Source organism: Flavobacterium psychroterrae (genome assembly GCF_018380615.1).
GTDB lineage: Bacteria > Bacteroidota > Bacteroidia > Flavobacteriales > Flavobacteriaceae > Flavobacterium > Flavobacterium psychroterrae.
The window spans coordinates 45564-57748 of record NZ_JAGYVZ010000024.1 but is presented as its reverse complement, the minus strand read 5'-3'; the positions used below and the strand labels follow the sequence as shown (position 1 = coordinate 57748).

Genomic DNA, 12185 nt, shown 5'->3' with positions numbered 1-12185 from the left:
TTTAAAACTTTATTTATACAGCCAAGCTTAAACTCATAATCATATTTTACTCTTTTTTCCATAAAAATGCCCCCAAATAGTGTCTAACTTTTTGGGGGCAGTTCAGATTTTTAAATCTTTCGGGTTTTTTGTTTTTATTTTTTTGTTTCAGGTTTCATGTTTATTTTGTTTCAGGTTTTGGCTGAGCATAATTTTACCGCAAAGTTCGTGGAGTTTTTTTTATAAGTTTGCAGTTTTAAGTTCGCAAAGCTTTGTGTGTTTTGCGGTTAATTACACGTTCATTAACTTGAAACCTGAAACAAAAAAACTAAAACCTGAAACTAACTTTCTTATTCAGGAAAATTTGGTGTAAGCCTTTATTAATTTCTCATCGTATTTGTTTGCCTTGTATCCTGCACCATTATATCTCAAAGCAAAATCTGCCCATCTTTTATTTTTTAAATAACCAATCAGGTTATTTTTTTCTAAAAACAGACCGAAAGCTTTTAGATGTTCGCCTTCGTTCAAATACATTTTTTCTACAAACTCATCTATAGTTTCATAACCAATTGTGAGCGCGTTAAAACCCATTATTTGATATAAACCCCAGGACGCAGCACATTTTGCAGCATCGCTAATTTTTTTGTCAGCACTTAATGATATTGCTTTTTCTAATCGTGCATATTCTGCCGTTCCTCCTAAATAGTAGGATCTTGTGTATTTCTTAAATAAAATATCCTGACTATTATTGCTGTAATCGTTGGGATCGATATTTCGTTTTTCGAGTTCTCTCCAAAAAATATGACCTTCAAACAAAATTTTCGGCCTTCCGTCGACCAGAAAACCCTTTCCTCCGCTTTCCACTTCATTAACGGCTTTAATGACCGCCAATTCCAGATTGTGTTCATTTGCAAAGTCAATTAAATTTTGTTCAGAAAGTAATTTGCTGTTGGACGAAAATCCTCCTTTGCTTTTTTCCATCAATAGCGACCAGGTTTTTAAACCCACAATGCCATCCACAACTAAATTATTTGTGAGTTGAAAATTCTTTACGGCTTTATCTGTTTCAGCATCAAAATAATCAGAAACAATGACGCCGTATTTCAGTTCTTCCAGAAGTTCATTTAAGTAATAAACTTCAGTTGATTTTGTGCCTAATTTTATCGTTCTCATGACTTTTTATTTATGATTATTTTTGATGATGTCAGAAAGTTAAATACATCGTTTCTGGAACTTATCAAATTGTCATTTTTATCAAAATAATTGACCTTATAAGCTATCAGAGTATTGTTGTTAAGACTGTTTTTTATAATAAAATTGAACAGAATTGGTGTTGCAAATTCAGCTTTTAAACGTTCAATTGTAAATTTACTTCCCGTTTCCTGAACCGTCAGTTCAATCGTTATTTTGCTTGTTGCCGCGCTTTGGCTTTTAATTTCTACCTGAATATATCTGTTATAGCTTGTTGATTGCGAAACAACCTGATTAAATTCTGAACTAATATTTTCGATATTTTCGAAGTCAAAAAACACCTTTTTTAAAGCTTCGGAATTCGTTGGATTAACAGCCGTAAAGTCCAGAAATTTAGAATCATTGCTAATTAATTCCGGATAGTTTTTAAAGAAAGTACTATTTAAATAAGTGGCATTTTGATTGTAAACCAATAAAATAGAATTGAGTTTGCAATTTGAAATCGACTGATTGTTGATTTTTATTTTCTTGGCTTCATTATCAATTATAGCTTCGACAATTTCGCCAATTGTGTTTTCGATATTGAGTTCGATAACACTTGTGTCTTTTATTTCCTTATGCTTAAAATTGATGTTCGCATATTGTGTAATTGTATTATTTAATGCGTTTATCATAATACTTGCTTCAGATAAATCGTCGGTGGAAAGATTGAACAGAAAATGTTTGCCATCTGTAGCAATATCAGATTTCTGCAAAAAATAATTCCCGCTCACTTCATATTCTGCAGCAATATCATTAGGAAATAAAAATTGAACTTTATCAAAATAATCCATATTATCGCCATCAATAAAATTATTATTCAGCAATGCGATTTTTAATTTGGCAAGATCAAAATCAGAAAGATTGGGACCAATGGCAAACTGAAAACTAATTTTCGAAATTTCTTCAGATGTACTTGTTCCATCTTCATAGGCATGAAAAATGGTCGAAATACAGGGTTTCATAGTATTTAAATCTTTTGAAAGGTTATAAATCTTTGAAATCAATAGAAATGTATTGGGCTGAACCATAGATTTATAAATTGAAAGTTTATCAAAATTAAATCCCGAAACAAATATTTGCCTGAACTGTGAAAAGTCTTCGTTTAAATTGAAAGGATTGTTTATAAATCCGCCATCTATCGTTTTATACAAACTTGATACAGCATTTACAGAAAGCGGAAAATTTAAGGTTTTATTGATTTTTAGCAAAAAAGTACTTTTTACAAATTCTTCCTGATCTCCTGCTTTTATATTATTTTCTTTCTGAATATCAGCGATAACTCGTCCTGGCGTCGCAGTATTTATTGTTGCTGATTTCACCATTAACGGACGATTTATGAGTGTTAGTTTAGGTTCTAACAATGATCTGGTTGAAACTAAATCTTTTTTAGTGATGTTTTGACTTCTTAAAACCGTAAAATCTCTTGCAAACAAAAAGTTCCGTTTTACTTTTGAATATCCTTTAAAATCAAAGAATAAATCAACATTACATTTCATATCACTAATGTTTGAAACAAGATTCATAAAGGCAATTTTTACGGCTTCGTCAATCAAATCAAACTGAATTTCCTGTGTTGTTGCATTTACAATTCCGTTGATTTTAACGATATCATGATTCACTTTTAAATTTAAAATCGCTTCTCTCAGGTTTAGAACAATGCTTTTTTGGTTTGCTTGTAATGGTTTAGTTTTGATACTGTATTTTAAAGTCACTTTTCCCGCTAATCCGCTTTTATTCCCTGATTTATCAAGTACATTTTCATAATAAAATAGAGTTCCGTTATTGGGTTCTGCTTCTATTTGAGGAAAAAACAATGTGATTTCATTCTTAAAGTAATCCTTGAAGGAATCATTCTCTGTAATCGCATTATCTCCTTCAATTAAAGGAAAGTAACTTTCAAATATTGGAAATCCAATTATAACAGGAATTGGTTTTATATCTATTGAATGAATTATAGGATGTTCTATAACTGTAAATTGTGGTTCTCTTTTGATTGTTGCAGTCGTAAACGAACTGCTGGGTTTTGATGGTTCAAGATTGAACCTGTTGATGGGAACTAATTTAGTTCCTTCAAGCTTAAAAGTATTTAAATCTGGCATGATTGGTCGGTTTTAGGATTAATGATTAGAAAACAAAAGGGACAAAAAATGTCCCCTTTATCTATCAAAAAAATTATTCTGAAAATGCAGCTCGGATTTTTTCGATATCAGCATTTTGCGCTGCGGTTCCTGTTGGAATTTCAAATAAAACATCACCTTCTAAATAATCAATTTTTTGATAATCTGTAGAGATAGAAACCTTTTTAGCTTTTTTACCAATTTTACCGTTACAAGTATATTTTACTTTGTATTCTGTTGGTTTAATTGTATAATCTAATTCATACCAGGATCTGTACGGAATCGCATCTTCAAAATTATCAGCTGTAAATTTGAATTTTTTCGAAGACATTTTATCCACTTTTAGTGTGACTTCAAGCGTATCACATTCATAAAGTTCTTCGGTCGATAATGTATAATTGATCATATTCATCACCGGAAGCGGCACGAATATTTTTGTTCCTTCAAACTCAAATTCCCTAACGCTGTCTTTCAATTTGATACGTTTGTCTTTTTCATACATAACTTCCTGACGTACTTTTATTTTAGTTGAACCGTTATGTTTTACAAAATCAAAAACAAATGCGTTTTTCTCTCTCGATTTATCGTTCCAGGTTGCGGGGAAAATAGCATCAATTTCTTTTCCGGATTTGCTGGTATTTTTCACATACGGAGTTCCCTCGGGCGCAATCATTCTTCCGGAGCTTTTCCAAACGATTTTTCCTTTAGAATCAGGATAACCAACTTCTATAGAAACCTGACTTACAGGACTATCATTGACAATATCACTATCTTTATCCAGTTTGATTAATCCGCCGTTTAGAGATGCAATGACCTGAACTTTTTGAAAATCTTCGTCAAGCGGCACTTCTACAATATATTTCTTCAGGTCTTCTTTTGCTGCCGGACCTGTTTTTAATGTCAATGGAGTTAAGTTTCCGCTAATTTTTGAATCTAAAACTTCAATGGCTGAGAATTTTATTTCATCCGTAAATTGAACTTGTCTGATTTGTGTTCCGGATTTCAAGCTTACTCCCACGCTTCCAATTCCGAAAAGGATTCTAAAAAATCCTCCAGGTTTTTCAGGCGTTGCTGCCGGAGTAAATTGTTTTTCGGGTGCATCGAATATTTGCTTTTGAACCATTTGAAAAGCAAAATCTCTTTGTTTTGTCAAAAGAGCTTCTTCTACTTTTTTTCTTTCGTCATTAGTGAATTGATTATCCGTAATAACCTCACTTATGATTCCACCCGTTGTCAGAATCTTTTCATATTCATGTTCCCAGTTTACATCTACAAAAGACCAGCTTACGTTTGCTTTTGCCGAAAAATAAGTGTGTACTTTTTTTACATCAATAGTAGTTTTAATTGTTGTAGTAGGCATATAACCTTTATATTTCAGGTTATTTTCAATGACAAGATTGTTAGTTCCTGCTTCTAAAGCATTTTTTACTAACGAAGCACTATTACGCCCCATTAAGATCGAAAATGCATTATCACCAAGTCCAAAAGTACTTCCTGCACCTTCTCCCTGAATATTAAAAGTCCATGGGTTTGCTCCGCCAAAGGGATTATTAGGTGATTTTTCGCCTACAACGTGCATCGCAATCTTGTTTTCGGTCAACTGAATAGGTCTTACATTGGTTTCATTAAAATCTCTGTCAACACCTTTTAAAAAAGAGAATAATCCAAATAGTTTTGACTGTCTTTGATTATTATAGTTCGTATGAAGCGTCGTTTTTAATTTATCAATGGCTTTTTTTAATAAGGCTTCGGGCAAATCAATTGTGCTTGTTAATGTGGTGTAGGCTCCGGCTTCTTCTTCAAGTCCTTCGGCACCAATTACAGTTGATGAATCAGCTTCTCCTTTAAAAACCTGCATCGAAAATTTGAATCTTCCATCCGGATGTTTTGAAAGTCTTGGATATTTTGGATAATAATAAAATTGCATTGGCAAACCAGCATCTCTTAATAACATATTATTAGGATCTGGTGAAAAAAGTACTGCAAAATCTGCTCCGTCTTCTTTTTCTAAAAGAATTTCTACTGTTCCGGCTCCTGCATGAGGATAACCTAGTGGGGTTGGTTGTGACATAATTTAAAAAATTTTAGTTATTACTTATTAATGTTAGTGCTCATTTTTATCGCCATACAAATGCCTAAAATGAACGATGTAAAATTCATTTTTTATAAAATACTATGAAACAGCACTTTAACCCTATTTTTTGAATAAATTTACCCTGTGAAAAAAGGGTATATTTCCCCTTGTCAACTTTGTAGCTTTAAAATAATTTTGACCCTGAGTTTTATTAAAACTTTATAAGACAATAAATTAACCTTTAACCATTACATTTAAATTTTAAGATTATGAAAACAGAACCAGGAAGACCGACTCAGTTAATTACAAAAAAATTCGGTCAGGAATTACATTCGAACTTTATGAGGTACAGAGCCAGCATAATTGCGAGATATATTAAAAAAGAAGATTCAAATGCTGTTTGGTTTTCTATAGAAGAACTGGAAAATTATATCCATTACATCAAGACCAAAGGAGAAAAAACAGGTTATACTGTAAACGGAATCCGATTTTATTTTGGAGTTTATCCTGAAGACAGAAAATATGAAGATAAAGCAGGTTTAATGACTTTGTTTTTAACAGCAACAGGTAAAAGAAAAAGAATCAGTACAACAGGCATTCAGACTTTTGCACTTGTACGCGAAAAAGAAGATGCAGATATAACAACTATTGAACCAATGAATTACGGCAGTATTGGAAGACCGCCTTCATTAACATATTAAAAAATTATGTTTGAATTTTTACGATTTTATATTGTCTATTTAGCTTTATTTTCCGGAAGTATCGGATTGATTTCACTCCACAAACTTCCCGGTAAAAAGGCTAAATTGTTAGTTGCTTTAATATGGTTTTCGGCTTTGGTAGAAGTAATTGGCTATCATTTTACTGAATGGACGGGCGTGCTCAATTATTATGTATTCAATTTTTACATGTTATTTAGTTTCTGCGCCTACATTCTTCTTTTAAAGAGCCTTTTACTCAAAATCAATCATAAAACAATTGCATCTTTAAGTTTGATATTATTTATATTTTCATTTTTTCTGAATATCCTGTATTTCATTGATGATGTAAATCATTCCTTTATTTATAGTTTTGCTATTGGAGTTCTGATAGTTATGATATTATCTTGCTTATATTTGATAGAAATTTTTAACTCAGACAAAATATTAAATTTTAAAAAATCAGTATTTTTTTGGTACATCTTAGGCATCTTAGTCTTTCATGTGCCTTTTTTACCTTTTATGCTGGCTTTAAAATGGTTCCTGATCAAACATGATGAATCCATATTTAGTTTAGTATTGTTTATTTTGAATTTTCTAACGCATAGTTGTTTTATTATTGGATTTTTATGGAGCGAAAAGAGGTACAACTATTAGTCATTTCATTAGGTATTGTATTTTTTACTTTACTGGTTATTCTGCTTGTGATTTTCTTTTATTTCTTAAAGAAGAAGAATACTTATTTGGTCGAAAAAATGGAATCTGAACTCTATTTTCAATCAGAATTAGTTAAAACCCGAATTGAAATTAAGGATCAGACGTTAAGCGAAATCAGTAAGGAATTGCACGATAATATTGGCCAAATTGTGTCTGTAGGTATTATGCAGCTTAATATGTACATCAATAGCGGAGAGCCGGTTCATGAAACTGAATTGACTGACCTGAAACAAATCCTGTCTAAATCATTAGATGAAATCAGAATTTTATCCCGAATCATCAACAAAGACAACTTACTGGAAACTAATTTCATAGAAGCAATAAAACAAGATTTAGAGCGAATAAAAAAGCTTAAAAATATTCAATATAATTATAACTTTACAGGAGAAATTCCTCACATCAATCAAGAACATGATTTATTTATTTACAGGATTTTTCAGGAAACATTGCACAATAGCCTGAAACATTCTCACAGTGATTTATTTGAAGTAAACATCACCACAACAGAGAATGTTTTTTTATTAAAATTCAAAGATTTTGGAATTGGATATGATCCGCTTACTATAAATTCCGGAATTGGATTAAACAACATGAAGTTAAGAGCTAAATTAATTGGTGCCACATTAATTATGCAATCAGACCCGGCAGGAACAACTGTAACCTTAAAATATCCTTTAACAAAACCCAATGAAACCTAAAAACAAAATTATTATTGTAGATGATCATTTGCTTTTTTCGCAATCATTGCAGCTTTTGATCAATAGTTTTAAAGATTTTGAAGTAATTAATCGCTTTGAAAATGGAAAAGTATTTATTTCATACTTACAGGAAAATATCGACGCTGATGTTGATTTAATTTTACTTGATGTAAATATGCCTGTTTTAGATGGTGTAAGTACCATGAAATGGATTAAGGAAAACAGACCGGAACTTAAAGTTATCGCACTATCTGTAAATGATGATGAAGAAATTATTATAAAAATGCTAACTAACGGTGCCAAAGGTTATTTATTGAAAGATACATCACCGGAAATATTTAAGGACGGAATGATTTCGGTTATTGAAAAAGGTTTTTATTTTACTGAATTAGTTTCAGGAATGCTCGTAAAAAAAGCCAATAACGAATCTACAAAAATTAATTTAAAGGATAAGGAAATCATTTTTATAAAACACGCCTGTACCGAAAAAACGTACAAGGAAATCGCCTCAGAAATGTGTCTAAGCCCAAAAACAATCGACGGTTACAGGGAATGTTTGTTTGATAAATTAGAAATCAAAACCAGAATAGGTTTGGTTTTATATGCTATTAAAAACAAAATTGTCTTAGTTTAAATTCACTAAGACAATTTTGACTGTTTTACTTTAAATTACAGGCTTAATGAAATTTAATCAATAAGTGATTGCTGCAAATATTGGATGCTCATTAATTTTTTGTCTTCCGTTAAGAAAAGTCAATTCCATTAAAAAATTGCATTGTACAATTTCTCCACCTAATTTCTCTACTAATTCACAAACTGCTTTAGCGGTTCCTCCGGTCGCTAAAACATCATCGTGGATCAAAACCCTGTCCCCTTTTTTTATTGCATCTGTGTGCATCTCTAAAGTATCTGTACCATATTCTAACTCATACGAAGCCGAAATAATTTCATAAGGAAGCTTTTTTGGTTTTCTTACCGGAACAAATCCCGCATTTAATTCCTGTGCCAATAATATCCCGAAGAAAAAACCGCGGCTTTCCGCTCCTACCACCTTATCTATTTTTTGTCCTTTTAATGAATCTACTAAAATTGACAGACATTTTTTTGTTGCAATTGGATCATTTAATAGCGGAGTGATATCTTTAAACAAAATTCCTTCTTTAGGAAAACCCTGAATATCACGTACATAATTTTCAATCTTCATTTTTTTTTAATTTTATGTTATTTTATGCTTGTATATCTCACATTTCTTTCTATCTTTGCACCCGCAATAAGCGCTCAACAAAGCTACGAAAAATTAGCTGAATTGAAAACAAAAGGCCTCGTGGCGCAACTGAATAGCGCACTTGATTACGGCTCAAGAGGTTACTGGTTTGAATCCAGTCGAGGTCACTACTCGGGACAAAAGAAAAATATCATCTTTTGTCCCGTTTTTTTTTGCCCGTAATCTGTTGTTTACCAGATAGATACAGTTAACCATTTCATTGACTCGGGCGGTGCGGATTTTCTGTTCTTGAAATGTGAAATTTTCGGGAAAAATTAAACCAATTAATTCTCTTGAATCAGCTAAAGTCCCGCCATCAAAGGCTTCACCTAGCTTTAAAAGGTTTTCCAATCCAGTCGTCGTTAAATGCTCTATACTAGCCTTGTCGTCCTCTACATTTCCAATGCCTTTTTCCAACTTACTGATAATTGCATTGTATTCAATTTTCATAAGATTGTAATCTTCAGCATCGATTTTCTCGGTAGCTAATAAATTTCTGGCCACAGATAATTTCTTTTCATAAACTGCAATCTGCTCAAGGGACTTCTTTTTTTCTCCTGCTATTACTCCAGTATGCTCTCTATAACCTTCAAGCAGAACCGCGGTATATAGCTTCTTAACTTCCTCTAAAGGTTTAAATTTATTTAAATGTTCTTTAAAAATCTTGTTAGCTATTTCAGAATTCACTCTCCATTTACATACTTTATCACAGTGATAATAGTAGTAATATTTATTCCTTCCTTTACATTTACTTCCTGTTAACTTCTGACCGCACTTTGGACAAAGAAAAAAACCTCGCAAAGGAAAATTCTCAATAGTTTTAATTTTTGGCCGATAGGTTCTTGCTTTACTATCAAGAACGTCTTGAACCCGATAAAATAATCCTTCACTGATAATTGGCTCATGCTGTCCATTGACCCGGGCTAATTGGACATTCATTCGGAGGCTATGAGGCTGCCTTTATAATTACACAGACAAATTTATTTAAAACCGCCATCGCTGGTAGCAGCATAACGGATCTGACAAGTTTTTTTCTGACTGTCAACCAAAACACCGGAAAACCCTATATGTGGCGGTTTCAAAACCAACAGTGGTGGATGGGAAAAACTCCATTTGAAGCACCTGAATTTTTCCATAATAATTCTCCGGTACACAATGCACAAACAGTAAATACACCTTTGCTGTTATGGTCCGGAAAAGCAGATAAGCAGATTGATGTGCGTCAGAGCCTGGAGTATTATTTGGCACTGCGACGATTGGGAAAGAAAAATATCCTGTTGCTCTATCCAAACGAAGGACATGTTTTTACTGATAAGGAGAATCAGATTGATCTGTCGCTTCGGCTAAAGCAATGGTTTAATTACTATCTAAAGAAAGACACCTCTGCGCAGTGGATTAGTGCGGGTCTACAATAATAGGCTCAAATTAAAAAATACAATGCAGTTCGGTTGGAACTGCATTGTACCTTTGTTGCATTCATTTGTTGAATACATCAATTTTGTTTGTACAGCGTAACATTACAATTGCCCTGAGCGTTTACATCAAAGGCTTGCTGCCCAGAAGCACTATGGAGACAAATAGTACCACTAGTGTCATTACAAGGAACTTCTACCGGCTCGCATTCATCATCCTCATTTAGAATATAGGCAGGTCTGAATGAACTGCTGTTGGAGACACTCTGCATTGAAGTTGTTACAAAAGCTCCCGAGATTCCCAAGGCAATAACTGCAGCGGGAACCATGTTTTTCAAAAATGAATTTTTCATAATAATAAATATTAAATTAAAAATCTGACCTACTTTTTTTTACAGGTATTCAGTCTATTTTCCTGATATCGGCCGATATATTTTCTGCTGTCATAAGTTGTTATCTATAACACCGTTTATTTCTCTTTTATAATATCGCGCAACTTATAAACAACAAGTTCATTCTCCATTAATGCATACAGGTGCTCATCGGTGACAAAGAGTGACAAAAGCTTTTTATTCTCAATTTTATCAACCGAAAAACTCATTAAATAAGCATTTTTATTTAAGTCGTACACATCAATAATAAATGCGCGTTTCCATAGCTTTTCATCTTCAAACTGGCCTTGTGTTTTGGAATTAACAAAAAGGAGATTTCCTGATATCGCTGCATGTGCGTTCACAATTAGTGGTGGTGCTGACATCTTTCTTATTGTGCTGTTTTTAAGATAAGCTACCTTTATCTTTGCCCTTGTAATAGTATCAATAGTATGTCCGCGGTAATCTAGAGCGACATTGGTCCCAGCCACAATAAACTCATTGCGGTAATAATAAACATAGACCATTTTTTTCAGCTTATTACTGAATAGCAACATTCCGTCTGTATCAAATATACCGTCTATCTGTACCTGCAGGAGTTTTGAATTATATCGGGTGGCAGTGGATTTGTTTGCCCTATAAACACCAAGTGTATGCGAACCATCTTTGCCGTTACCAGCCCGGATCATCACAGTGGTGCTGTCAATGGGTTCCGCTAAAGTAAAGTAAGGAAGTTCCTTAAGTTCTTTGCTAATTTTCCAATCCATAGTTTTCCCGCTGAATATAGCTGGAACAGTACCGTCCATTAAATAAAAATCAGGGGCGCTTATCTTAATTTTGACCATCGTAAAACGAAGCTTCTTTGAATCAAAAACTATCTTTATGATCTTTCTGTCCTGCAATCTGGAATCCATAGATAAAATTTTAAGCGGGGTGGTATAATTACCAAGGTAAATTCTGTTGTTGCTGAAGCCCGCAAAATAGTAGGAATTAAATTTTAAATCCATACTCCTTTCAAACATAACCGGATGCTGGGGAAACCTTCTTATGAAAGGGTTTTTATTATGCATACTGTCTTCAGAGATAAGAAATAATACGATAATAACTACAGTGCTTAACAAAACATCTAGCAGCATAGCTTTACCTGTAAGTGCCGGGGTCAAATTTACTGCGGAAATCGTACCTGTGTGGCTTCTTAGTATAACGGCAATACAGGCAAGCATAATAAATATTAGATTAAATGCAAGGTGCACATTCCAGCTCATTTTCTCTAAAACACCCCCGCATGAACAGGGAACAAAATCACTAAAATGCAGTATTATAAAAATATAAACACTAAACATCGTCATCAGACTTAAGGCTGTAAAAAGACCCAGAGTGCGCAGTTTTGGCAGTACAAGAAATACAGCGGTCAGCAGTTCTGTAAAAGGCACCAGCCAGGAAACCCAAACAGCAAAAACACTCAAAAGGGGAGACTGCCCTAGCTGAACTTGAAAATTTTCAAAATCCAACAGCTTGCTCACAGCGGCATAAACAAAAAGAAGTATATAGAGAAGACAGATAACCTCTACTAAGTATTTTTTAAATCCCTTATTTGTATTGAGTATCATAACTAGTCGATT

General features: G+C 33.2%; 11 protein-coding genes and 1 tRNA gene. 5 read left to right on the top strand and 7 right to left on the bottom strand.

Going from position 1 to position 12185, the window contains the following annotated elements:
* Positions 1–333: 333 nt before the first annotated feature.
* The 3 genes from KHA90_RS20545 to KHA90_RS20535 all read right to left on the bottom strand — a co-directional run bounded on the left by KHA90_RS20545 (position 334) and on the right by KHA90_RS20535 (position 5400).
* Entirely contained in the window at positions 334–1152 is an 819-nt protein-coding gene (locus KHA90_RS20545) for an N-acetylmuramidase domain-containing protein (RefSeq protein WP_213305774.1), read from the bottom strand.
* On the bottom strand, positions 1149–3311 hold the full coding sequence (locus KHA90_RS20540; protein WP_213305771.1) for a hypothetical protein: 2163 nt from the start codon (positions 3309–3311) through the stop codon (positions 1149–1151). The genes KHA90_RS20545 and KHA90_RS20540 overlap by 4 nt, the downstream gene beginning before the upstream one ends.
* Before the next feature lie 73 nt (positions 3312–3384).
* Positions 3385–5400: a hypothetical protein gene (locus KHA90_RS20535; protein ID WP_213305768.1), complete on the bottom strand. Its 2016-nt coding sequence runs from the start codon at positions 5398–5400 to the stop codon at positions 3385–3387.
* A gap of 272 nt (positions 5401–5672) precedes the next feature.
* On the opposite strand from KHA90_RS20535, the gene KHA90_RS20530 reads away from it, so the two are divergent.
* The 3 genes from KHA90_RS20530 (at position 5673) to KHA90_RS20520 (ending at position 8150) form a co-directional block, all read left to right on the top strand.
* Positions 5673–6104 (top strand): hypothetical protein, encoded by a 432-nt coding sequence (locus KHA90_RS20530; protein WP_213305765.1) that lies wholly within the window; start codon positions 5673–5675, stop codon positions 6102–6104.
* A gap of 626 nt (positions 6105–6730) precedes the next feature.
* On the top strand, positions 6731–7516 hold the full coding sequence (locus tag KHA90_RS20525) for a sensor histidine kinase (RefSeq protein ID WP_213305762.1): 786 nt from the start codon (positions 6731–6733) through the stop codon (positions 7514–7516).
* Positions 7506–8150 (top strand): response regulator transcription factor, encoded by a 645-nt coding sequence (locus KHA90_RS20520; protein WP_213305759.1) that lies wholly within the window; start codon positions 7506–7508, stop codon positions 8148–8150. Before KHA90_RS20525 ends, KHA90_RS20520 begins: the two co-directional genes overlap by 11 nt.
* A 57-nt stretch (positions 8151–8207) precedes the next feature.
* On the opposite strand, the gene KHA90_RS20515 is transcribed toward KHA90_RS20520, so the two are convergent.
* On the bottom strand, positions 8208–8720 hold the full coding sequence (locus KHA90_RS20515; RefSeq protein ID WP_213305756.1) for an adenine phosphoribosyltransferase: 513 nt from the start codon (positions 8718–8720) through the stop codon (positions 8208–8210).
* Positions 8721–8834: 114 nt separating this feature from the next.
* Between KHA90_RS20515 and KHA90_RS20510 the strand changes: the two genes are divergently transcribed.
* Positions 8835–8908 (top strand) — tRNA-Arg (locus tag KHA90_RS20510).
* Here KHA90_RS20510 and KHA90_RS25925 read toward each other — a convergent pair.
* Entirely contained in the window at positions 8874–9719 is an 846-nt protein-coding gene (locus KHA90_RS25925; protein ID WP_244860474.1) for a zinc ribbon domain-containing protein, read from the bottom strand. The two genes, KHA90_RS20510 and KHA90_RS25925, sit on opposite strands and share 35 nt — an antisense overlap.
* On the opposite strand from KHA90_RS25925, the gene KHA90_RS20500 reads away from it, so the two are divergent.
* The gene (locus KHA90_RS20500; RefSeq protein ID WP_213305777.1) at positions 9707–10195 is read left to right on the top strand and encodes an alpha/beta hydrolase family protein; all 489 of its coding nucleotides are present in this window, start codon (positions 9707–9709) and stop codon (positions 10193–10195) included. The two genes, KHA90_RS25925 and KHA90_RS20500, sit on opposite strands and share 13 nt — an antisense overlap.
* 77 nt (positions 10196–10272) lie before the next feature.
* Here KHA90_RS20500 and KHA90_RS20495 read toward each other — a convergent pair whose 3' ends face one another.
* Positions 10273–10545, bottom strand: a complete 273-nt coding sequence (locus tag KHA90_RS20495) for a DUF6520 family protein (RefSeq protein ID WP_262899372.1) — start codon at positions 10543–10545, stop codon at positions 10273–10275.
* Between the two features lie 116 nt (positions 10546–10661).
* The gene (locus KHA90_RS20490) at positions 10662–12173 is read right to left on the bottom strand and encodes a MauE/DoxX family redox-associated membrane protein (protein WP_213305751.1); all 1512 of its coding nucleotides are present in this window, start codon (positions 12171–12173) and stop codon (positions 10662–10664) included.
* Between the last annotated feature and the right edge of the window lie 12 nt (positions 12174–12185).

Bases quoted from the DNA above. Each gene is read 5' to 3' on its own strand.
- KHA90_RS20545 (WP_213305774.1), bottom strand. From the start codon at position 1,152: ATGAGAACGATAAAATTAGGCACAAAATCAACTGAAGTTTATTACTTA.
- KHA90_RS20540 (WP_213305771.1), bottom strand. From the start codon at position 3,311: ATGCCAGATTTAAATACTTTTAAGCTTGAAGGAACTAAATTAGTTCCC.
- KHA90_RS20535 (WP_213305768.1), bottom strand. From the start codon at position 5,400: ATGTCACAACCAACCCCACTAGGTTATCCTCATGCAGGAGCCGGAACA.
- KHA90_RS20530 (WP_213305765.1), top strand. From the start codon at position 5,673: ATGAAAACAGAACCAGGAAGACCGACTCAGTTAATTACAAAAAAATTC.
- KHA90_RS20525 (WP_213305762.1), top strand. From the start codon at position 6,731: ATGGAGCGAAAAGAGGTACAACTATTAGTCATTTCATTAGGTATTGTA.
- KHA90_RS20520 (WP_213305759.1), top strand. From the start codon at position 7,506: ATGAAACCTAAAAACAAAATTATTATTGTAGATGATCATTTGCTTTTT.
- KHA90_RS20515 (WP_213305756.1), bottom strand. From the start codon at position 8,720: ATGAAGATTGAAAATTATGTACGTGATATTCAGGGTTTTCCTAAAGAA.
- KHA90_RS25925 (WP_244860474.1), bottom strand. From the start codon at position 9,719: ATGAATGTCCAATTAGCCCGGGTCAATGGACAGCATGAGCCAATTATC.
- KHA90_RS20495 (WP_262899372.1), bottom strand. From the start codon at position 10,545: ATGAAAAATTCATTTTTGAAAAACATGGTTCCCGCTGCAGTTATTGCC.
- KHA90_RS20490 (WP_213305751.1), bottom strand. From the start codon at position 12,173: ATGATACTCAATACAAATAAGGGATTTAAAAAATACTTAGTAGAGGTT.